Annotated in this window: 13 protein-coding genes; 1 reads left to right on the top strand and 12 read right to left on the bottom strand. The window is 71.0% G+C overall.

The features are described 5' to 3' along the window. Window position 1: 1 nt before the first annotated feature. The 12 genes from ACIRG5_RS35780 to ACIRG5_RS35725 form a co-directional block, all read right to left on the bottom strand. Complete coding sequence (locus ACIRG5_RS35780) at window positions 2-1,558, bottom strand: Hsp70 family protein (RefSeq protein WP_402913225.1); 1,557 nt, start codon at window positions 1,556-1,558, stop codon at window positions 2-4. Further along, a complete protein-coding gene (locus ACIRG5_RS35775) occupies window positions 1,545-3,086 on the bottom strand; it encodes an SPFH domain-containing protein (protein WP_402913223.1) in 1,542 nt (513 codons plus the stop codon). The genes ACIRG5_RS35780 and ACIRG5_RS35775 overlap by 14 nt, the downstream gene beginning before the upstream one ends. Beyond that, window positions 3,083-4,708: a protein kinase gene (locus ACIRG5_RS35770; RefSeq protein WP_402913221.1), complete on the bottom strand. Its 1,626-nt coding sequence runs from the start codon at window positions 4,706-4,708 to the stop codon at window positions 3,083-3,085. Before ACIRG5_RS35770 ends, ACIRG5_RS35775 begins: the two co-directional genes overlap by 4 nt. Before the next feature lie 99 nt (window positions 4,709-4,807). Beyond that, window positions 4,808-7,495: an NACHT domain-containing protein gene (locus tag ACIRG5_RS35765; protein WP_402913218.1), complete on the bottom strand. Its 2,688-nt coding sequence runs from the start codon at window positions 7,493-7,495 to the stop codon at window positions 4,808-4,810. After that, window positions 7,488-8,084, bottom strand: a complete 597-nt coding sequence (locus ACIRG5_RS35760; RefSeq protein WP_402913217.1) for a hypothetical protein — start codon at window positions 8,082-8,084, stop codon at window positions 7,488-7,490. The genes ACIRG5_RS35765 and ACIRG5_RS35760 overlap by 8 nt, the downstream gene beginning before the upstream one ends. After that, window positions 8,084-8,578: a hypothetical protein gene (locus ACIRG5_RS35755; RefSeq protein ID WP_402913215.1), complete on the bottom strand. Its 495-nt coding sequence runs from the start codon at window positions 8,576-8,578 to the stop codon at window positions 8,084-8,086. The genes ACIRG5_RS35760 and ACIRG5_RS35755 overlap by 1 nt, the downstream gene beginning before the upstream one ends. Next, window positions 8,578-9,885 (bottom strand): hypothetical protein, encoded by a 1,308-nt coding sequence (locus ACIRG5_RS35750; protein ID WP_402913213.1) that lies wholly within the window; start codon window positions 9,883-9,885, stop codon window positions 8,578-8,580. Before ACIRG5_RS35750 ends, ACIRG5_RS35755 begins: the two co-directional genes overlap by 1 nt. A 2-nt stretch (window positions 9,886-9,887) precedes the next feature. After that, complete coding sequence (locus ACIRG5_RS35745; RefSeq protein ID WP_402913211.1) at window positions 9,888-11,807, bottom strand: hypothetical protein; 1,920 nt, start codon at window positions 11,805-11,807, stop codon at window positions 9,888-9,890. After that, entirely contained in the window at window positions 11,804-13,543 is a 1,740-nt protein-coding gene (locus tag ACIRG5_RS35740; RefSeq protein ID WP_402913208.1) for a hypothetical protein, read from the bottom strand. Before ACIRG5_RS35740 ends, ACIRG5_RS35745 begins: the two co-directional genes overlap by 4 nt. A gap of 13 nt (window positions 13,544-13,556) precedes the next feature. Further along, a complete protein-coding gene (locus ACIRG5_RS35735; RefSeq protein WP_402913206.1) occupies window positions 13,557-13,841 on the bottom strand; it encodes a hypothetical protein in 285 nt (94 codons plus the stop codon). A gap of 4 nt (window positions 13,842-13,845) precedes the next feature. Beyond that, entirely contained in the window at window positions 13,846-15,936 is a 2,091-nt protein-coding gene (locus ACIRG5_RS35730) for a hypothetical protein (protein ID WP_402913203.1), read from the bottom strand. Beyond that, window positions 15,933-19,322: a penicillin-binding transpeptidase domain-containing protein gene (locus tag ACIRG5_RS35725; protein ID WP_402913201.1), complete on the bottom strand. Its 3,390-nt coding sequence runs from the start codon at window positions 19,320-19,322 to the stop codon at window positions 15,933-15,935. The genes ACIRG5_RS35730 and ACIRG5_RS35725 overlap by 4 nt, the downstream gene beginning before the upstream one ends. An 810-nt stretch (window positions 19,323-20,132) precedes the next feature. Here ACIRG5_RS35725 and ACIRG5_RS35720 point away from each other — a divergent pair. After that, window positions 20,133-21,980, top strand: a complete 1,848-nt coding sequence (locus ACIRG5_RS35720) for a DUF1996 domain-containing protein (protein ID WP_402913199.1) — start codon at window positions 20,133-20,135, stop codon at window positions 21,978-21,980. The last annotated feature ends 160 nt before the right edge of the window (window positions 21,981-22,140 follow it).

The raw sequence follows: 22,140 nt of genomic DNA, 5'->3' as shown, positions 1-22,140 counted from the left end.
GTCAGCGGCGGATTCCCGGCAGTGGCGCGCTCATCTCGATCTCGGTCATCGCCCCGGCCACCTCCGCGTCGAGCCGCAGCGACGCGCCGTTGCCCGCGCGGGCGTGGACCCGCAGGACGCCGTCGGCCTTCAGCTCGAAGCAGATCTCCACCGGCTCGCCCTTCGGCAGACCGGCGGGCAGTCCGGTGATCTCGCCCGCGACCAGGCTGACGTGGTCGGCCGGATCGTCCGCGAGGTCCCCGTGCACGAAACCGGTCGCCGACTCGTAGACCCGGATCGCCATGCGGCGCTGGTCGTCGCGGATCGTGCACACCTGATGCCGTTGCACCGCGGGGGCGTCCGCGCCGGGCGGGATCATCCACAGCACCCCGTGCCCGAGCGCGGGACGGGCCGCGTCGCGCACCACCGCCACCCCGTACCCCTTGGCGGTGACCGTGCTGATCTCGTCGGTGGTGTCGTGTCCCAGGGCGTGCCATGCCAGCCGGGCCGCGCCCTTGGCGACGGTGTGGTCGGCGTCGTGGGCCAGCCGGGCGGCGGGCAGTTCCGGCAGTTCCTCGGCGAGCCTGCGCGCCACGGCCGGGGTGCGGGACATGCCACCGGACAACAGCAGGTCGTCGATCTTCTCGACGCCATGCGGGCGTGCCTTCTCCAGCGCGTCACGGGTCAGTTCGACGGTGCGGCCGAGCAGGTCGGCGGTGGCCTCCTCGTACTCGTCGCGGGTGATCGTCACGACGTGCTCCGCACCGCCGGGAACGGTGATCAGCGCGGTGTGCCGCTCGACGCCGGTCAGGGCGATCTTGAGCTGTTCCACCTGCCGGACCAGCCCGCCCATCAGCTTCGGGTCGCCGCGCAGCGAGTCCGCGGCGGAGTTCAGCCTGCCGAGCAGGAGCTCGGTCAGCTGCCGGTCCCAGTCGGCCCCGCCGAGGCGGTGGTTGCCCTCGATGGCGACGACCTTCGCCGAGCCGTCCGGCCGAACCTGGATGACGGTCACGTCGAACGTCCCGCCGCCCAGGTCGTACACCATCGCGGTGCGCTCGCCGCCGCGGTGCAGGCCGTGGGCCACCGCGGCGGCAACGGGTTCGTTGACCAGGTCGAGCAGGTTGAGCCGTGCCAGCTGGGCCGCCTGGGCGGTGGCCTTGCGCTCGGCCGCGCCGAAGTAGGCGGGCACGGCGACCACCGCGTCGGCGACCGGCCCCGTCACGGGCATCGCACGGCCGAGGTGCCGCAACGCGTCCTGGACGACCTTGAGCAGGATCACCGCCGACACCTGCTGCGGGTGGTAGCGGCGCCCACCCGCGTCCACGGTGACGTCGGCCCTGCCCATCTCCCGTTTGATCAGCGAGACGACCCGGCCGGGTTCCTGGTCGCGCCGGGCCACGGCGGCGCTGCCGACCAGAGCCGTGCCGTCGTCGGCGAAGTAGACCACCGACGGCGTGATCGACTCGCCGTCGGCGTTGGGCAGCACGACCTCGCCACGCCGGTCGATCCCGGCCACGCACGTGTAGGTGGTGCCGAGATCGATGCCCAGCACCGGCCGTGCCTGTTCATTCGGGGGCACCGGTCTCGGTCCTTTCGTTCAGGGACGGCAGACCGGGGCTGATGTCGAACACGTCCAGCCCCTCGGTGGCGTCGAACGCGGGGATCGCGATCCGTTCCGACGGCTGCGAAGGGCCAAGCGGAAGGGCGGCGGGCATGCCACCCGTGAGGATGATTGGAGCGTGGGTGGCCTGGGACGCGATCGTGTCCAACTGAACGCGCCTGACGTGATCCAGACCCAGCCGCTCGATCAGCACGTCCAGCTGGGCGGAGAGCTTCGCCTTGTGCACCTCCAGCTGGGCGCGCTCGATGTCGTTGGCCACGTGCTGGTTGAGCAGCTCCTGCTCGAGCTGCCGGAACCGCTGCTGCAGCACCACGTACTCGCGGTACTCCTTGTTGAGCTCGTCGGAGGCGAAGCGGATCTCGCCGATCGTCGTCTCGCGGGCGTCGACCTGGACCTCGGCCAGCGCCTGGGTGATCTGGACCTTCAGCTTGCCGCGCAGGTCGGCGAGCTCGTGGAGGAACCTGTCGATCTCGCCGGCGCTGGCGCGTTCGTTGAAGTATCCCCTGACCTTCTCGCCGAGCACCCTGCCCACGAACCGCTTCACCGCCGTGGACTTGTGGTCGCCGACGTCGCCGTCCGCGTCCTCGCCGAACCGCTTGACCAGGAAGGGTGCGGCGTGCGGAGGGATGGACAGCGTCTGGGTCAGCTCCACCTCCAGCACGAAGCCCTGGATGGTCACCTTGAGCGGGCCCAGTTCCGAGTCGTAGCGGTCCTCGCCGCCGGACTTGGTGCCCCAGGTCAGGGTCAGCTCGCGGGTCGGGATGTGCACGACCCGCGCGAACAGGGGGTTGATCGCGTAGGTCGCGCCGCCCGGCAGGATGTCGGTCTGCGGCCCGCTGCGCCCGCCGTTCCAGAGGAACTCCCACGGTTTCTGGAAGTTGTTGTGCCCCTCCACCACGGGCGCGGGCGCGCGCAGGTCGTCGGGTGCCGGCGCGTCGGTGACGATGACGACACCGACGTCCTCGGCGTCCACGGAGACCAGCCGCAGGTCGTCCGCCTTCGCCGGGAAGTCCGCGGGCAGAGTGTCCACTGTGTACACGTCGAACACCTGCGGGTCGATCGCGTACGCCTCGCCACCGCGCAACAGTTCCGGCTGCACACCCTGCTCGCAGTCGCCTTTGAGGAACTTCGTGACGCTCTGGAAGCGCTCGCAGTCGACGTACTTGGACAGCCGGCGGCCCGCCGGCGCGTTGGCGCCGATCTTGGCCTTGACCAGTCCCACGGTGCCCGGAGGGATGCTGATGTAGTCGTACTCGTGGATGTCGTACAGCCACGACCACGGCGGGATCGTCTGCCCGCCGCGCACGATCCGCGTGCGCCGGAGCAGGAACTCCTCCCGCGACTGGTTCGGCGCGGGCAGGCCCCATCTGCGCGTGGCGACGGCGTATCTGTGCAAGGGGAGGTACCGCATCCTGCGCAGGATCGGCACCGCCGCGGCGATGAACGCGACGGCCAGCACGACGAGGACAACGATGACCACGATCATGAGAACTCACTCCGGATTCGCCCGTAGAGCGCGGAAACAGTGACGTTCCAGTTGTCGAACCAAGCGTCTGACGGGACTTCGTGGCGCAGGGTCGGGAAGAACCCGGGGCCCGCGCCGGTCACCCAGACCGGGTAGTCGGCGGGAATGCTCAGCGGGTCGCCCCAGCCGAACAGGTGGGCCAGGTCGGCGACCTCGGTCCCGGTGTGGTCCGTCATGAGCAGACGCTGTGCCTGAAAACCGTGCTTGCCGTCCGTGCCTTCGTGCCAGACGTGCGCGCAGTCCCGCAGTAGTCGTTCGCCGATGGACGCGACCTCGTCCAGCCCTGCCCAGCCGTGGTCCGCGCAGCCCGCCGCGGCCAGCAACACCGCCGTGGTGCGCAGATCCGCCGTCACCAGGTCGCCCTCGGCGAGTGCGGCGGCGATCTCGGCCACCGCGGGGTCGAGCGCTGCCGTGGCGTCGAGCGGTGCCGTGGGAAAGAACTCCGGGACCGGAACGGTGTCCCAGCCCATCGCGAGAACACGCAGGGCCCGCAACTGAGCGGCATCGGGCAGCGCGCCGGTGCGGGCGTCGAGGAAGACGTCCGGTTCGTGGTGGCCGCCGGCGAGCACCACGAGCACGGTCACCCCGCGCTGCCTCGCCGCGAGCCGCATGTCCCGCACCGCGGCGTCCGGCCGTTCGGACACGATCACGACCAGAACCCGTGCGTCGGCAAGGGAATCAGGGTCGGCCGACACCCGCACGGCCAGTCCGTTGTCGTGCAGCACGGCCAGCAGGTGTGCGGTGTGGCTTCGTCCGTTCCCGCCGCACAGCACCACTTCCGCGCCCACGGTGGCCAGCTCGTCCAGGATGTTCCGCACCGACGGGCGTTGTTCGGGACGCTTGTCGAGGGTGCGCGCGACCAGTTCGCGCACGACGCCCGGAACGCCGGTGAGGTCCGGGATCGGCTGGGTGAGCGTGGTCCCCGCGCTGGAGAAGGCGGCCCGGCCGGTGGCGGCGAAGTAGAGCAGGCAGCCCCAGGAGAACACGTCGGAGGCGGGCGAGGCCGGTGCCGCCCGGCGCGGGTCCACCAGTTCGGGCGCCAGGTAGGGCAGCGTCCCGACGACGTGGCCGGTGGTGGTCACGCGGACGAGGTCGGACAGGTCGGCCGCGATCCCGAAGTCGATCACGACCGCCCGTTCACCGGCCATCATCACGTTGGAGGGCTTGAGATCGCGGTGCACGATCTGGTGCGCGTGGATGTCCAGGAGCGCCTGCGCGGTGTCCCTCGCCACGGTCAGCAGGCGATCGGGGGCGAGGCCTTCTTCCAGGCCGGCGAGACTCGTGCCGCGCACCACCTCGGTCACCACGTACGGCTCGTCGGCCTCCAGTTCCGCGTCCAGCAGCCGCGGGACGTGCGGGGACCTGATCAATGTCGCGGTCCGGACCTCGCGTTCGAACCGGACGCGGTACTTCGGGACCTCCGCGTAGGACCGGTTGATCACCTTGATCGCGACCTGCCGATCGGTGCCGGGCCAGACGGCGAGGTACACGACGCCCATGCCGCCCGCGCCGAGCCTGCCGAGCAGCCGGTACGGTCCCAGTCGCCGCGGATCACCGGGCCCGAGGGCGGTCACCTCACTCATCGGTCTTCCTCGTGATGTCGCAACAGGTGCCGCCTGATGGGTGAATCGTAGGATCGAACGACTGTGAACTGGGCTTTTGTCCACTTGTTGGCCACTGGCTCATGGCCACCACCGGTGCACGTCGTGCAGTGCCGCCTCGAGCCACCCGGCCGCGTCGTCCCCGGCGAGGGCCTCGATCCTGGGCAGCGCCGCGGCCAGGATCGCCGTGCAGGTGACGCGGCCGCCGCGGCTCAGCGCGTGGCGGAGCAGGGCGACGAAGGTTTTGTCATCAGCCACGTCGCCGGCTCGCAGGAGCACCGCGCAGAGCAGATCCCGTTCCCCGTAGGGAGTTGCGGCCAGCGCGTCAACGAGCTGGGCCGATGTGGACAGGTGCGGCACCAGCTCTGTGAGTGCGCGGGACCGGGCGCGGTTGTCGGTGTCGGCGGCCGCTCGCGACAGGAGGGTGTCGAGATCGGTTCCTTGCGGGACAACGGGTTCCTGCCTTCTCCTCAGGTAGGCCGACATCGTCGTCAGGGTGTCCGGCCGGCTGCGGGTCGCGGTGAGACCCGGCCAGTCCAGGCCCGCGGGCAGGTCCCGCCCACCGTCGTCGGGAGCGGTGGCCGCGGCGAGCGCTTCGGCCAGTGCTTCTCGTCGTTGCGCGATGGGCAGCAGGGGTGCGAGTCGCGTCAACGCTTCGGCGCGGTCGTGTGGATCGGTGATCGCGTAGGCCGCTTCCCGCGCTTCCCGGACCGGTTTGCGATCGGGTGCCGGTGTTCTCGTGGTCAGCGCTGCCACGGCGGCGGCGCGGTGGTGTCCGGTGATGGTCTCGGCCACGGCCAGGGCTTCGGCCGACTCGGTGTCGGACAGGTGTGGCGCGAGGACGGCGAGCGCATCGGCCCGGTCCTCTTCGCTGCTGATCGCGCGCACCGCATCGAGGGCGCCGGTCCGGTCGCCGAGCGCGGTCAACGCCCGCGCTCGGGCGTGGGGGTTGGTGAGGTCTTCCGCCAGTGTCCGCGCGGCGCCGAGGTCGCTCAGCCAGGGAACCAGGTCCGCGATGGCGCCGGCCCGTTCGTGCTCACCGGCGACTTCCGTGATGGCCCGCAACGTCTCGGCGGCGAGGCTTGGACGGCAGGGGACCAGCTTGAGCAGCACCTCGGCGCGGGGGTACGGGGAGGTGACCTTGTCGGCCTGGGCGAGCGCCAGGTCCAGGACGTCCTGTGCGCCGGTTTCGGCCGCGAGCACGGCCAGCACGTGCGCTCGCGCGGTGGCTGTGGGCAATCTGAGTGCGTGGGTGACCGCACGCGCCTGTGTCCACACGCCGCCGGTGACGAGCGCGGCGACCAGTTCGGCGGGGATCGCGTTGGTACGGCTGACGACCGAAGCCGTGACCAGGTGGTAGTAGATCTCGTCGCACAGCGTCGGTACGGGCTGGTTCTCAGCGAGCGCCTGGTCGGTCGTCTGGGCGTTGAGGTCGCGCGCGACGGCGACGTCGGACAGAAAGCCGTCGACCGAGCCGGCTCGGTCGTGCGCGGCGAACCACGCGGGCCGTCCGCTCGGGTCGTCCGCGCGCAGCAGGCGGTGCAGGTCCTCGTCGCGGCCCGCGCCGACGAGATGTCGTGCCAGGTGCCTGAGCGGATAGCCGTCGTCGACCGTCCCGGTCAGGTAGTGCTCGGCGATCCGGTCGTGCGCGGCGATGGTGGCCGACCGCAGGAAGTCCCACCACTTCCAGTCCTGCTCCGGACTCTCGTCGCCGGGACGCACGCCGGCGAGGAACTCCCGCAGACTGGCGTGGTACAGCGCGAAACCGCGCCCGTCCTGCCCGTCGACGGCGCCGAGGAACGGCCGCAGCGTCCGGTGACAGTGTTCCCTCACCGCGTGTTCGTCCACATCGGACAGTGCGGCCAGGGTTCTGGCGTCGAGCGGTTCGCCCGCGACGCCCAGCGTCGCGAGGAGCGGCAGCAGCGCGTCCGTCCGGCACCGCTCCAGCGTGTCGGCGTAGTACCGCGCCAGGTCCCTCGGCAGCGGGTCGGCGGTCGTACGGGTGCCCTGCTGGAACTCGTTGAGGACGTACCGCAGATACACCCACACGCCGCTGCAGCGTTCGACGAGTTCGCCGGCGGCGTCGGGCCGGACCTTGGCCACGTGCTCTGCCAAGTCGGCGATGTTGCGAGGATCGGTCGCGGAGAGCCGCACCACCGCCGCGGGTGCTGTGGACCTCGGCGGCGGGCTGCCCGTCCGGTAGGTGCCCACCACGAAGACCCCTTGCGGCAGCTCCATCGGCAGTCCCCACGGCTGTGCGCCCGCCACCTGCTCTGCCTCGTCGGCGCCGTCCACGACCAGGACGAGCGGAGGGGTGATCTTGGCCAGCAGTGCCGGGAACCCTTCCGGCGTGCACCACCGTTCGGGCAGCAGACCTCCTGGCGCGAGACCGTGATCACGTGCGAGTTGCCCAGCCAGGTTGCGCAACGCGACCCGCGCGGAACCGCCGAGCGTCAGCCGCGAGAAGTGCCCGGCCCAGCCCCGTTCGCGGACGAGATGCGCCGCGAGCGCGGTCTTCCCGACGCCCGCGTCCCCTTCCACCCAGGCATAACCGCACGGCTGCTCGGCCACGAACCTGTCGATCTGCTCGATCAGCCACCGCCGCCCGGTGAACCCGCCCGCTAGCACGTCGGCGAACAACGGATCGAGATCGCGCACCGCCTCGTCGACCGGCACGTCCCCGGAAGCGTCGAATCGCACGGTCTGCACGTACCCCGCCTGCAACACCCTGTCGGCGGTCCCCTTGAAGACGTTCCGGTACTCAGCCACCGGCCACCACCGCGTTCCGGAGCCGGAGCGCCTCGACGATCGACTCCGGCGGCGGCCAGAACAGCCGCGTCTCCTCCCCGTGGTCGGCCACCTGCGCGGTGATGTCGTGCAGCGCCAACGGATCCACCGCGTCGAGGTCGGCGCGGAACCGCTCGACGGCCTTGCCGCCGATCCGCCGCGCCGACACGAGCTCGCGCACCTGCCGGTCCCGGCACCGCACGGCGTCGAAGGCCGTGGCGTGCCGCACCAGCTCCCGCTGCCAGCTGGTGCCGAGCAGCAACGCGGCGCTGTTCCCGACGGTGGCGGCGACCTTGGCCCGGACCCGGTGCGGCACGTGCCATGCCACCACGAACCGCCCCTCGAACCGTCCGCGCAGCCCGGCCACCACGGACAGCACGTGATGCCCGTCGTCCGGCAACTCGTCGACGGGCATCAGCAGCAGCACGCACGCCTTGGAATGCGTCTTGATGTCCAAAGCGGACGCGGATTCCGCCGTCAGTCCGTTGCGCCCCAGGACAGAGCACAGCGCAGGGCCTCGCTCCGCGCCTGATCCGTCGACCACGACGACGTCCGGCCCGCGCCGCCGCATCAGCGGCCGCCGCCGAGCAGGAACAGCTCGACCTTGGCGTCACCGGGCGCGCCGTCCGAACCGAGGTAGGCGCGCATGTCGTTCATGGTGCGCAGCTGCGGCAGGCCCGCCGGCACCACCAGGTCCTTGAGCTGTTGCGAGACCAGGGTTCCCTGCGTCGGCACGGACGGGTCGCGGGACTTCCCGAACACCAGGACCAGCCCGACACGCGCGTCCGGCCCGACCTCGTCGAGAAGCCTGCGGCGGAACTCGTCCACCACGCCCGCGCCGGACCCGTCCACGGACATGATGAACGACCTCGTGGTCAGCGACAGGCCTTCCGGCGAGGCCGTGGCGCTCGTGGCCGGGGCGGGTGACGCGGGCGGGGTGGCCGGCTGGGCCGCCGCCGGCACGTGATCGTCCGACCCGAGGGCGACGATCATCAGCACCAGGGCCAGTTCCGCGAACAGCCAGCCGGCGATGCCGAGGGCGTTGACCGGTTGCCTGCGCGCCATCACGCCACCTGACCCGGAGGTGAGGCCTGGTCGGGCGGCGTCGGCCAGCCGGTGGGGCCCGCCTGGTCGCCGTGGCCGGGTGAGCCGGTGTGACCTGACTGGTCGCCGTGGCTGGGCGGCTCGGCGTGGCCTGGCGGGTCCGTGTGGCGGGGCTGGGCGTGGTCCGGGTGTTCGGTGGGATGGCGCAGACCGTCGGACACCATCGCGAGCCAGTTCACCTCGCGGATCGTCTCCCGCAGCTTGCCGGTGGTCTCCTGCAGTGCGGACACGGTGGCCTGGAAGCGATCCGCCGCCCCCGCGACCGAGTCGGCGGCCGCGGAGAACGGTTTCTGCGCCTCCTCCAGCAGGTCGCGGTGCGCGGCGTTGCGGGTGGAGAGGTCGTGGGCCAGCGAGGTCTGCACGGTCGCCGCGCGCACCACCTCCCCAGAGGTGACCGAGGCCTCGCGCGCCAGGGCCGCCGCGACGCCGACATCGGCCACCACGGTCTCGAGCGGCGCCACCGCGGCGACGATCTCGCGGGCCTGGTCGCCGAACCGTTGCTGCACCGCGGAGAACGCGTCCACCTGGCGGGCGAGGTCGGGCAGGGCGGCCACGAGTTCCCTGGCCACCGCGCCCAGGCGGTCCACCACCTCGGAGGCGGCGGCCAGGCGGGAGGAGGCCTCGCCGAGGCGTTGTGCGGCACCGGCCAGGGTGGCGGCCGCCTCGCGCGTCTGCTGTTCCGGCGACGACGTGCCCAGTTGGGCGCGCAGGACGGCGAGCGGCGGGAGCAGGTCCACCTCGAGCTGGTGTGCGACGCGGTCGATCGTGTCGGCGCGGCGATGCGACGACCAGGTGCGGCGGTGGTTGAGCATGATCCACAGCACCGTCACGACGATCACCAGCGACAGCATCACCGGGCCGAGGTACCAGGGCTGGGAGAGCCAGTCCGCGAAGAACGACGGGCGGGCACCGGGATCGCTCGACGTGTACTGCTCGACGTAGCGCCATTCCGCGACGCCGAGCGCGGACCAGGTGAGGACGACCGGGAGCAGCACCAGTGCGTTGCCGGGGTGTGCGGGCGGGTGTTCGCAGATCGCCCGCAGGTAGCCGGGTTCGCGCAGCCGCCACAGGTCGGCGTCGCGGTCGGCGGCCGCCGGGTTCGTCTCGACCTGCTTGGCCTGCTGCACCGCGATCTCCAGGACGCCGTGCAGCTGGGCGAGGTGCGGAGGACGGTTGCGGGCGGACACCCCGGCCGTCCTGTCCATGGTGGACATTGCTGCCTTGGTCAGCGCGGCCACCTGCCGGGCCGCGGACAACGGTTCGGTCATCACTACCCCAATCGACCGAGCACGGCGCTCACCAGCAGGAAGAGCACGACCACCACCGATGTCGCCACCAGCGCGGACACGGCCCACCACGAGCCCTGTCCGTCGTCGTCCCGGTCATCCTCCGGGACGGCCTCGGGGACGAACGCGAGCGACCGGGCCGGTTCGTCACGCACCGGCCAGCCGTCGTCCTGCCGTGGCACCGGTGAGGGCGCTCTCCTGGCAGGTGCCTTGGGACGCAACAGAACCCCCGCGTCCCGCAGCACCACCTGTGCGACGGGTTCCTTCTCCGACAGCACGCTCCAGTACTCCAGCACCGACGCCAGGAACGTGGCGGGCAGCGGCCCGGCCTTCTCGAGGTGCTGGGTCCCGGCGATGACCGCCGCCTCCTTCACCCGGCTCGACCCGGTCGTCGTCATGAGTTTGACGAGCCACGCCGCGGCTTCCGACTCGCGGAACGTGTTGTGCGCGAGCACGGTCCTGAGCACCTGGACCCTGCCCTCGGAGTTGTCCGGCACCGCCATCAGCACGGCGGCGCCCGCCGGGGTCACGTCGTTCATGCGGTGCACGACCGACCTGATCGCCTCGGCCGGGTCGCCCGAGGCCCGCAGGAACTGCTGGTGCGCGTCGGAGATCCGGCCGTTCTGCATCAGAGCAGCCGCGATGTCCTTGACGGGCAACGGGAAGATGGACGGGTCGTTCGGCGAGACGCCGAGTTTCACCAGCCAGTTCCGCCAGTCCTGCACGAGATCGGCTGTGCCGAGCGGCTTTCCGGGCGCGACCACGTGGTCGCGCACGAACCGTTGGAGCTCCTCCTGCTGGCGGTAACGCGCACGAAGGAGTTCGGCGAGCCGCCCGTGCCAGCTGCCGCTGACGGCGTGCGCTGGTGGGAAGAGCGCCGGATTCTGCCCGCGCCCGGCGTGCAGCTGCGCGTGCATCAGCCCGTCGAACAGCAGCGCCTCCAGCCACTGCGGCGGTGTCCGGAGCAGTTCACTGATCGCGGAGCCGGGCTGCTGGGCCGCCCACCGCAGCACCATGTCCGGGTTGGTGCCGTTGCGCAGCCGCTGGTCGTGCGCGTGCACCAGGCTCGCGATGTCCGCCTCGGTGATGCCCAGTTCCTCGGCGATGATCAGGTCCAGCAACGTCCGCAACGACGCCGAGCGGCGGTGGGCGGGGTTGCGGCGCCCGGCCGCGGCGAGCTGCGCCAGCCACGCGAGCGCCTCGTCCGCGCGGCGGGGCAGGGACTCCGGCAGCTCGTCGGGATCGGGCTCCAGCCAGCGCGCGACCCGCCGGGCGCTGAGGGTGTCCGACTGCTCGGCCGGCCACCGTCCGGTGACGCTGGGACGCTTGTCCAGCACCGGCGTGCTCAGCGGGAACGTCATCCAGATGTGCTCGGCCACCACCGCGCTCGGCAACGCCGTGACGAGGCAGCCGATCACGGCGGCGACCTCGGCGGGAGAGCCCGCCACCGCGACGCGTCTGCGACGTTCGGCCAGCGCTGTGAGCGGCCCCAGCAGCAGAGACGGGTCCACGCCGTGCGGCGGGACCTGGTGCGGTTCGTGACCGAGCTTGCCGTCCCTGCCGACCAGTGCGACGCCGTGCGCCCACACCTCGGCGGGATCCGCGGCGACGGGCGCGAACAGGAACTGGCAGCTGCCCGCCCGCCCGAACGCGCCGCCCCGGCCCTGCACGGTGAAGCACCAGTGCGGACCGTGGTCCTCGACGTCGACCTTCTGCAGTCCCCACACCGGGAACCGGTCGTTGTCGCGCGCGTCCTCCGGCGGCTGAGGCACGATCTCGTCCTGCAGGTCGTTCGCCGCCCGCACGAACGCGGGCGCGGGCGCCTCACCCCGCCGCGGATCGGCGTACGGCGCGAAGCCGCTGCCGGCGTGGTCACCCCACTCAACGACGACGTGTTCGGTCACGGCCGCATCCTCCGGAGCAGGCAGAGCAGCAACTGGGACAGTGCCGCTGATCTCTCGTCGACATCGGGGAAGACCGCGCTCGCGTCCTGCGGCTCGATCAGTTCGCTCGTCGCGGCAACCCGGACGGGCGCGTGCTCCAGTGGAGAGCACAGGAAGAACCGGACGTCGCGCCATCTCTGCCCGAGCATCGACTCGACGCGTTGCTCGAACCCGAGGGCGAACGCGATGCCGCACCCCAGCGCGGACATCACCAGGTCCCTGGTGCGCAGCACCGCCGACTGGTGTGGCGTGAGCGCGCCCGCGATGTGCGAGTCCAGCGACGGCAACAGGATCCGGCTCGCGGGCAGCACCGACGAGTGCTCGCCCTCGCGCACCTCGATCACCGCGCCACCACCGACGTGCACCAGGTTCCACCACGCGTCCGGGTTCGCGTGGTGCTCCACGATCGCCGTGGCGAACTGCCGCACGGTCGCCTCGAACAGGTTCGGCTCGTGCCGCGTCCGGTCGATCGGGTCGACGATCGAGTGCAGGGCCGCGTCCTCGACCATCCTGCGGTTCGGTCCGCTGAACCGGACCGCGAGCTCCGCCAGGTACCGCGCGGCGCCCTTGACGATCGCGCCGGGCGCACCGAGTTCGTCGAGCCTCTTTCCCCGGCGCAACCCGAGATGGACGAGGTCCATCTTGGTGATGCACACCAGCACGTGTTGCCGTGCCCCGATGTTGGAGGCGAGCGGGCTCGACTCCTGCGCCAGAGTGCCCGCGACCCGGCGCTGCATCGCGTTGCGCTGGTTCAGCACGCCGCGCAGGTCGTTGTTCACGCTCTCACCCGGCCGGACGCTGGCCGCGATCGTCTCCTCGGCGGTGTCCTCGGGGATGAACGCGGCGAACGGTTTCGCGATCGCCGGGTCGATCACCCAGGTGAGGGTGCCGTAGTTGCGCAGCAGCCGCTGGTGGTAGTCGTCCTCCAGCGCCGACTTCGCGAACTGCTCACCCGCGAGGTCGGCGATCGCGACGAGCACCCGCCTGCCGCCGATCTGGTACCGGCACAGGATCGGCTGACGGATCCGCCGTCCCCAGGACGACCGGTCGAGGTGCCCCTCGCCGCCGAGCTTTTCCTGCAGCTCAAGGAGAGCGGGCACGACGTCGGGGGAGATGTTGGCGCTGAGGAAGTGGAACGGCACCGTGGTGCGCAGCACCGTCGGCCCGAGCGGGAGCCCCTTCTCCTCGGTCTCGCGGTAGTTCTGCAGCAGCACCTGCAGCGGCGTGTCCTCCAGCCAGTCCACGGTGTGGCTGTTGACCTGCATCGGCCGGTCCGGCGAGGTGATGTGCGGCAGGCCGCTCACCGACAGCTGCTGGTGCAGCGTGCGCAGGACCAGATAGCTCTTGCCGGCCGCGACGCCACCGATCGTGGCGGCCACGTCGAAGTCGTCGACCGTCCACTCCGTACCGACGCTCTCGCCGGTCATCCTGATGTGGTCGAGGAAGACGTGGCCGTCACCGCACATCCGGTACACCCAGCCGGGCCGGGACCGGTGGTAGCCCTTCGACTGCGCCTCGACGGCCTTGTCGAACGAGCTGAGCCGCCACTCCATCGCGCCGCGCTCGGTGCCGCACACCTCCAGCAGGAGGCTCGGCCGTCGCCAGGAACCGTCCTCGGCGTGCGACGGCGGGACACCCAGGTCGTCGTCGCACGCGGGACATCGCCTGAGCTGGTTGAGGTTGTGGGACCACGTCATTCGCGTCTTCCGTTCACAGCAGGGCCAGCAGGACGAACAGCACCAGCAACAACGCCGTGACCGGCAGCAGGACGATCCGGGCGAACGCCCTGCCGCACGTCGCTCCCGCCGCGGCCGCCTGTTCGAGATAGCCGTGCACGTGCGGCTCGGCCTCCCGCCGCGCGACCGTCGCGGTCGGCTCCTCCCACAGCACCCAGTCGCCGATCACGTGCCGGATCGACTCGTCGAAGTCCGGCGGCGGGCACACCCGGCGCACCGCGTCGCGCAACGCACCGGGCAGCGTCTCCTCGTAGCGCACGACATCACCTCCCCATCCACAGGCCGAACAGCAGGATCAGCGGGACCGCCATCGGCAGCAGGCCGAGCACCGCGACCTCCCGCCAGTACGCGTGCCGCGCCACGGACAACTGGTGCCGCTGCACCGCCGCGACGACCGCGGGGACGCGGTTCTTGTGCCCCGGCGGTTGCGCCCGCACCTCCGCGCGGATCTCGTCCACGTGCCGCGCGTGCCTGCCGACCGGGGGCAGCGGCTCGTCCTCGCCTCGATCGTCCTGTGTGGACGGACGGGTCCGGATGAGCGACTGCAGCTCGTCGATCCACCTGGTCGCGCTCCACTCGTCGCCGCCCAGCGCGCTCGGCTGGAAGGGTGCCGCGAGCACCTTGGCGAACGGCCGCCAGTGCTCCGGCCAGTAGGCCGCGAGCGCGCCGGCCACGACGTCCGGCGAGTCGACCGTGCGCCGGCCGTCGTCGTCCTGCGTCAGCATCGGCGCGACCCGGTCCTCGCCGGCGACCGCGGTGAGCACGACCAGCGCGAAGCCGAACCGGTCGTGCTCGCGCAGGTCGATCTCCTGCCGTTCCCTTCCCGGCGCCCGCATGCGGTGCCGCTGGTAGAGCACCTCCGGTGAGGCGTAGGCGGCGCTGAACCTCAGCTCCGGCAACTGTGCGGTGGCACGCGCCACCGAGTCGCCGTCGATCAGCACGTACCCGCTGCGGTTGTTCGCGGTGAGGTAGCGGCAGACGTTCGCCGGCTTGATGTCGCAGTGCGCGATGTCCCGCTTGTGCATCGCGTCCAGGCCGATCGCGAGGGTGCGCAACTCCGGCAGCTGTTCCACGCCCGGCGCGACCGTGCGCATGTCCGCCCTGGGCCAGCCGACAGGCGTCAGCAGCGGCGACACGACGAGGACGAAGCAGGCGGGCTGAGGCCGGTCGGCGACGCCGAACCACGCCGACAGCCGGTTCTCCGGGTCGGACACCACCTCGTGTTCCGGCATCGAGAGATCCGTCGCCTGCGGTGGTCCGGTCAGACCGGTCCGGCCGGACAGCACGTGCACCGGCGTGATCACCCACGGCGGCGCCTGCGCGGTGCCTCCGACCGAGGCGTTGACCTGTTCGATGAGCACGGCCTGGGTGCGCAGGTACCGGCGCAGCTGGGCGGCGTGCTGCGGCGTCGCGCAGCGGTACATCTTGACGTGCCAGCGGTGTGCGGGCCGGTCCTGCTCGGCGGCCACGGAGTAGAGCACCTGCGTCACCAGGTGCCGCATCGGCCGGTCCGGGCTGCTCGACGGCACCGGGAAGAGCCTTTCCTCCGGCTTGTTCGCGGTGGACGGCGGTTCGATCAGAAGGATCCGGCCCGTCTCGTGCATGGTGGGGTGCGGCGAGCCGTCCAGGTGGTCGGGTTCGCCCGGCACGCTCGGCTGACCGACCAGCCAGTCCTGCAGCTCGTAGTCGAGCGTGCAGCCCAGACCGGTGTTCACGTCGGTGTAGGTGATGCGGCCCCGGCGGCCGACGACGTGCGGGCTCTGCTCGGCGATCAGCAGGTGGTCGTCGGCGGACACCGCGATGTGCGGGCCGTGCGGGAACCGGCGCAGCTCCAGCTGCCCGTTGTGGAAGCGGAAGTCCAGCAGCCTGCCGGACGGCACGGCGAGCATCGAGCGGGGGAGCACCACGCCCGGCCCGTAGTCGTCCCTGGCGTGCGGGCGGCCGAACGGCAACCACTTCGGGCTCGCCGACAGCACGAACTCGAACCGCAGGGCACCCCAGCTCAGCACCAGCAGCTCGGACTGGTCGTCGTCGAACTCCGGTGGCGGCTCGGAGACCTCCTCCCGGCCCGCCTCCGCCGCGTCGCAGCGCACCTCGCAGCCGCGCGGCACGGCCGGGTCGACGACGAACGTGACCCTGGTGCGGACGTCGCGGTGGCCGCCGCGCACGTCGAGGAGCGACTCGCGGATCTTCGCCCGTACCGGGTCGGACAGCGGGCGCGACGTCACGATCCGGATCTTGACCAGCCACACGCCGCTCGCCGGTGCCTTCTCGCGCACCAGGAACTCGTGGAACCTCGTGGTGGCCTCGATCCGCGCCGCCTCCTCGAAGCGGGGGTCGATGTCGGCGGTCATCCGCGCACCTCCGTGACCTTGTCGATCGCCTGCTGCGCCAGCAGGCGGACTCGCGCCGCGCCGGCCTGCTCGTCACTCGTCTCGACGGCGACCGCGAACGACACCGGTCCCTTCGGCGTCGGCACGGCGCCGACGAGCCACGCGATCTGCCGGACGAACTGTCCTGGCGGTGCCGCCGCGCCGTCCTCGACCAGCACGTGCGTGCCGGTCTTCACCCACAGCTCCCGTCCGTCCGCGGTGGACAGTCCGGTCGCGGTGCCCGCGGTGGTGGTGGCGGACAACGCCTGCCGCAACTGCTCGGCCTGCGCGGGTTCCAGCACCTTGCGCGTCTCACCGGCGACCGGGCGGCGCTGCCCGCCGTTCGGGTCGGTGACCGAGGTGACCAGCGACGGCTGGACCGTGGTGCCGTTGCCGGCGACCGCGGCCATCACCGCGGCCATCTGCAGCGGCGTGCCCTCGACCTCACCGCCGCCGAGCACCGGGTTGCCGATGTCGGACGCTGCGAGGCCGTGCGGCACAACGGAGTCCACTCCCGCGGTCACCCCGGCGAGCCACGCGGGCCCCGGCTCGGACCCGGCGAGCGAGAACCCGAACGCCTTCGCCGTCTCCTCGACGCTCTGCCAGCCGACCTTGCCCGCGAGCTGGACGAACGCGGTGTTGCAGGAGACCGCGAGCGCCTGGGTCAGCGAGATCTTCCCGTCGGGGGTCGTGCCGGGGCAGAGGACCTTGCCGTAGTTGTTGATCCGCTGGCCGCCGAGTTCCAGGAACAGCGGCGCGGGGATCAGGTCCTGGGCGGTCGTGCCCGGCTGGCGCAGGTACGCCGCCGCGACGACCACCTTGAACGTGGAGCCGAGCCCGTACCGCTTGCCGAGCGCCCGGTTGACCGTCGGACCCGGCAGCGTCACGCCCTCCAAGCCACCCACGTAGGCCCGCAGACCCGCCTGCACCTCGGCCGAACGAGGGCCGGGATCCGCGCGCAGACCCCAGCGAACGCAGCCTGCGCGTTCCTCGTCGGTCGGCTGGGCCGTGTTGCAGGGACGCGTCTCGTCCGGCGTGCCGTCCTGCTTGCGGTGGTAGTACTTCCGGTGCGCGGTGAGGAAGTTCTCCATCTCCGGCGTGACCGTGACGTCGGCGGTGGCGCGGGCGGTCTCGGTCGGCGCGCTGGCCGACGTGAGCACGTGCCCGGTGCGCGCGTCCAGCACGACCAGTCCGCCGGCGAGCGGGCCGGCGCTGGTCGAGGGCGTCCGCAGCGCCGTCGCCATGGCGGCCTGGAGCGTGGGGTCGACCGACAGCTCGACCGAACCCGGCGTCGTGGTCGCCGCCGGGCCGACGCGTTCCGCGAGCGACGTGCCGGATCCGCTCGACAGCGCGTCGTTCAACGCACTGCCGTCCACGATGCCGGCGAGATCGGCCAGCGCGACGGTGGGTTGCCCCACCGGCGTCCAGCTCGGGTCGGCGCCCTTGCGCACGTACTGCGCCTTGCCGCCGACGACGAGCTCGACCGACGTGCGGGCGTGCGCGATCCGGTCGGTCGAGCACCGCTCGGCGTCGACCACGGCCGACGTCGTGGCGCAGAAGGGCCGGTTCTCCGCGAGGCCGGTGTAGGGCCAGACCGTGACGCCCCACGCGAGCATCAGGCAGGTCAGGAAGGCCAGCAATGCGGGGGAGAAGCTCAGACTCAGCGCCTGCTTCGGTCTCGGTGACGGCTGGGGTCGCGGTTCCGCCCGGTAGTGCAGCGCGACCGCGATGATCACGCCGAGGCCGAGCGCGACCGTGGACTGCACGCCGTAGGACAGGAACGGCGCGGTGATGCCCGAGTGCGGCACGGCGTTGACCGTCGCGGCCAGCACGAAGAGGAACTGCACCAGCACCATGCCCGCGAACCCGCCGATGAACAGCCGTTCCGGCGACGCAGCCTGGCCCGTGGTGCGGGACAGCTTCGCGAGCGCCGCGGCGAGCAGCGCCAGCAACGCGCTGAGCAGCAGCACCACGAAGCCGCCGAGCTTGCTCCAGATCACCGCGAGAACGAGATCCGAGCTGCCGGCGGGCAATCCCCGGGAGGTCGTGTCGGCGAGTCCGCGGCCCCACACGCCGCCGTCGGCGATGGTGGCGAGCGACTGCGCGATCTGCGAGTTCGTGCTGGCGAAACCGCCGGCGAGAGTCTCCTGGCACGCCTCGGTTCCCGGGGGAGCCGCCGGTGGCGCCGCTGTCTCCGGAGCGTCCACACAGGACTGCGCCCAGTTGTAGACCCACGGGTTGCGCTGCGTCTCCCACCGCGTCGTGATGTACGAGGTGGTCACCATGACCAGAAGACCCAGTGCCGCCAGCGCGAGCAGCGGCACGACCGCAGGCTTGACGAACGTCCACGCGGTCCGCGTCGCGGCCATCGACCGCTTCGCGCCCCGCTGACCGCTCACGTACAGCGACTTCGACACCTCGGCGCGGACCACGAGCCACACCATGGTCACGGTCGCCGCGAACACCGGGATCAACGGCCCGATGTCGGACTTGAGCGTGCTGGCGACACCGACCACGCCGAACAACGCGAACGGGTACAGCAGGTGGCGCCGCGTCTTGATCGCGAGCTTCGGGTCGGTCCTCGCGTTCCGCAGCGGGTCGCGCTCGATCCGGAACCCGTACGCGTGGTCGGCCAGCATCATCGCGAGCACCGCGAGATAGATGATCTTCCCGTACTCCGGCGTCGCGATCCCGCCCAGCGTGAGCTGCCCGTCGCCCAGCAGCGGCGCCGCGAACAGCAGGAAGACCACGGCCAGCCCGCCGGCGTGCCACCGGTCGTGCCGCGGCCGCTCGAACCGGATCCGCCCAGGCCGCAGCTTCAGCGCCAGCAGCCCCAGCGCCCCTGCGAGCACCGCGGCGGGCAGGATCACCTTGGTCAGCGCCGCCGCCGGGGCATCCCCTTCGAGCGCACCGAGAAACCCGACACCTGGATCGCGCACGACCTCCAGCCGCACGGTGAGCAACAACCCGAAGAGAACGAGCACGCCCGTCGTCAGCAACACCGCCAACGCAGGCCCGGACACCACTTCTTCTCCGCGACGCGCGTGCGCCGCCCTCAGCAGATGCAGCCCGAACGCCACCGCGACCAGCACGAGCACCAGCACCGCGAGCGACCAGTGCGTGGTCCGGAACCCGGTGCCGAACCAGAATCCCAGCCACAGCAGCGCGAAGGGCCACCACAGACTCGGAATGCCACCTCGCACCAGCACGGCGGGCACGGTGAAGAACCGCCCCGGCTGCGGCGAGCCGAGCGCGCCGATCGCCACCGACGGCCTGCTGGTCAGGAACCGCAGCCCGTTGCCGACGGCCAGCGCCAGCCCGAGCAGAACGAACAGCCGGCTGAAACCTGCCGTCCCGCCGAAGAACATCGACAAGTATGCGGAGAGGCCGTTACTCATCGCCGCTGCAGCCCTCCGATTCCTGAACAGGGGTGAACGTCACTGATTGTTGAATGGGGAGACGCGGTGAGTCGCGCTCCGGTTGAACCACATTGCTGATCGGACCGTCATCGATCCGCGTTACGCGCGGCGGTGAACATTCTGGATATTCCCGGCGACGTAGACTCATCATTCTTCCGCGCGCCTGAAAAGGCCTTTGAGCGCCGTTGATTCGCGATTTCTATGGCACTGCGGTAGCGGCAGAGTCTGTTGTGCGGCAACGGATCGACGTCGTCACCGCAGAGTGTGCCCGTGCCGGCGAGCGACGGGGCGGGGTTTCGTTGCCAGAAAGTGGCCAATTACCTCCGGGGCGAAGTTCCTTGTGGGCGCGGCGCCGACTTCGGCTCCGCATGCTGCTGGAACGCACTATCGCCCCGTCTTGTTGCAGTCGAAGTTCAACTCATTCGGGCTGCGGAGCCGACGACGACAGAACGGCCGTTGCGGCGAGGAGCCGCCACGGCCGAATCGTGGTCGGGCTGGTGCCGCCCTGGCTCGTGACGGCGGAACGGCCGACGTAGTTGTCACCGGTGCCCGCCCGGTCGCTGACATCCGCCGAAGCGGCCTGCCGCTGACCACGATGCCGACGGTCTTGATCCGCGCCGCGGGTTGTCGTGCGACCTGCGGTCGAGCGGGTGCAGGGGTGGCCGCGTTCGGTCTTGTTTCGGCGGTAACAATTCGGTTGAGCCGATGAACTGTTCTGTACGTATTCCCGTTCATGCGCCGCACGAACGAGGAGTACGCATGACGCACCGCGTGACGGACAGACGGAAGTTTCGCCTGATCGCATCGTTGTCGGCGGTGGCCGTGGTCGCAGCGGGTACCGCCACCGTTGCGCTGGCCGCCAAAGACGGCGAGCCGGCACCGCTCGGCGCGTTCGTGCCCATCGAGAAGGTGAGCAAGAACGTCGTCGAACCGAAGGTCGGCAAGAACGGCGCCGGTGGCGTCTTCAGGGTCGACTGCGGCACGAACGAGACCGGCAAGTTCAGCGCCGACAACCCGGTCGCCCAGCCGGGTCTGAAGCACGGTGCGCAGCACGTTCACGACTTCGTGGGCAACCAGTCGATCAGCGCTGAGTCGACGGACGAGAGCCTGGTCGACGCGGAGACGACCTGCCGCAACGGCGACCGCTCGTCCTACTTCTGGCCGGTCGTGCGCATCAACACCAAGGCCAACCCGCAGGACGTCGGCTCCAACCCCGACAAGATCAAGGAGAACGGTCCGGGCGAGGTCGCGTGTCCGGGTGTCGCCCAGCGCCTGCCGGCCGTTCCGCAGCGGGTGCGCGACGAGATCATCCGGAACCTCCAGCAGCTCGCGCAGCAGCTCAGGGAGGCCAACGACCGGGTGGCGAGCGCCCAGAACCCCGGCGACCCGAACTTCGTCAACAACACCGTTCTCGGCCCGCTGCGCAGCAAGCGGGTCGCCACCCTCGAACGCATCGCGAACGCCCTGAGCCGGTCCGCGCGCAAGCCGAACCTGACGCCGCTCGCCGACTGCGACCTGCGGTGGGGCCACGGCGGCGGTCACGGCGGCGGCAACCACTCGTCGAAGCCGCACAAGTTCGCCGCGGACGGCGTTCTTCAGCAGGCTGGGCAGAACGGCGCCGAGCAGGACGCCGCCACGCCGACGATCAAGTGCCCGTCGGTGCGCGAGGCGCTGCCGGGTGTGCCGGACCAGGCTCTGGATGAGGTGGACAACAACCTCGACCAGTTGGACAAGCAGATCGCCGAGGCCAACCAGCGCCTGGTGAAGACCAAGGGCCAGGGCGGACCGAACTTCATCGACAACGCGATTCTCGGGCCGTTGAAGGACAAGCGGGTCGCGACCCTCGACCGGATCGCGATCGCGATCGGCCGCAACGCCGAGAAGCCGCAGGGGCTGGACCGCCTCGCGAAGTGCGGTCTCAACGAGGGCGACGAGGGCGGCAACGAGAACAACGGCGGCAACAACGGCAACAACAACAACGGCGGCAACAACAACGGTGGTGCGACGACCACCACCGCGCCGCCTCCGCCGCCCCTGGCCGCTCCCACCGGCAAGAACCTGGAACTCGTCGGCAACAACGGCAAGATCGTCCGGCCGGCCGAGGTGAAGATCGAGTACCGGGGCAACGCGACCAGCAAGGTCACGGCCATGCCGAAGTTCCTGAAGATGGTCGTCGGTGACGCCAAGCCGACCAGCCGCGGCCCCGCCAACGCCCGCGCCACGTGGACCTGCAGCGGGTCCGAGGACCGTCTGTCCGACAAGTACGTGATCTGCCCGAACGGCAGCAAGGTCATGCGGGTGCACGACTTCGCGGGCTGCTGGGACGGCAAGAACGCCGACAGCGCCAACCACCGCGACCACGTCCGGTTCGCCGACAAGCAGACCGGCGCGTGCCCGCAGGGGTTCAAGGCCATCCCGCAGCTGCGGATCAGCATCTCCTACGACATCTCCCGTGACATCCAGCAGAAGGGCCAGTACCAGCTCGACGCCTTCCCGGAGGAGAACCACAACCCGTTCTCCGACCACAACGACTTCGCCAACGTCAACTCCGACCAGACGATGGCGAAGATCGTGAAGTGCGTGAACGACGGGCGCAGGTGCTCCTGACCGTCACCTGAACCACCGCGGGGAGCCTGTCCAGGCCTGAGGCCCTGGCAGGCTCCCTTTGCGCTGCAGTCGACGTCGGCCGCTGTCGCTCTCACCACAGTGGACGCTCGTGTGGTGGCCGTCTCTTGTTCGTTCCGAGCACACGCCGAAGGCGCGCCCG

The sequence above is a fragment of the Lentzea sp. NPDC102401 genome, from assembly GCF_044765805.1.
GTDB lineage: Bacteria > Actinomycetota > Actinomycetes > Mycobacteriales > Pseudonocardiaceae > Lentzea > Lentzea sokolovensis.
This window is presented reverse-complemented; position numbering and strand designations above follow the sequence as displayed.

Excerpts from the sequence above, each read along its gene's own strand:
- ACIRG5_RS35775 (WP_402913223.1), bottom strand. The coding sequence starts at position 3,086 with ATGATCGTGGTCATCGTTGTCCTCGTCGTGCTGGCCGTCGCGTTCATC.
- ACIRG5_RS35770 (WP_402913221.1), bottom strand. The coding sequence starts at position 4,708 with ATGAGTGAGGTGACCGCCCTCGGGCCCGGTGATCCGCGGCGACTGGGA.
- ACIRG5_RS35760 (WP_402913217.1), bottom strand. The coding sequence starts at position 8,084 with ATGCGGCGGCGCGGGCCGGACGTCGTCGTGGTCGACGGATCAGGCGCG.
- ACIRG5_RS35755 (WP_402913215.1), bottom strand. The coding sequence starts at position 8,578 with ATGGCGCGCAGGCAACCGGTCAACGCCCTCGGCATCGCCGGCTGGCTG.
- ACIRG5_RS35750 (WP_402913213.1), bottom strand. The coding sequence starts at position 9,885 with ATGACCGAACCGTTGTCCGCGGCCCGGCAGGTGGCCGCGCTGACCAAG.
- ACIRG5_RS35740 (WP_402913208.1), bottom strand. The coding sequence starts at position 13,543 with ATGACGTGGTCCCACAACCTCAACCAGCTCAGGCGATGTCCCGCGTGC.
- ACIRG5_RS35730 (WP_402913203.1), bottom strand. The coding sequence starts at position 15,936 with ATGACCGCCGACATCGACCCCCGCTTCGAGGAGGCGGCGCGGATCGAG.
- ACIRG5_RS35725 (WP_402913201.1), bottom strand. The coding sequence starts at position 19,322 with ATGTTCTTCGGCGGGACGGCAGGTTTCAGCCGGCTGTTCGTTCTGCTC.
- ACIRG5_RS35720 (WP_402913199.1), top strand. The coding sequence starts at position 20,133 with ATGACGCACCGCGTGACGGACAGACGGAAGTTTCGCCTGATCGCATCG.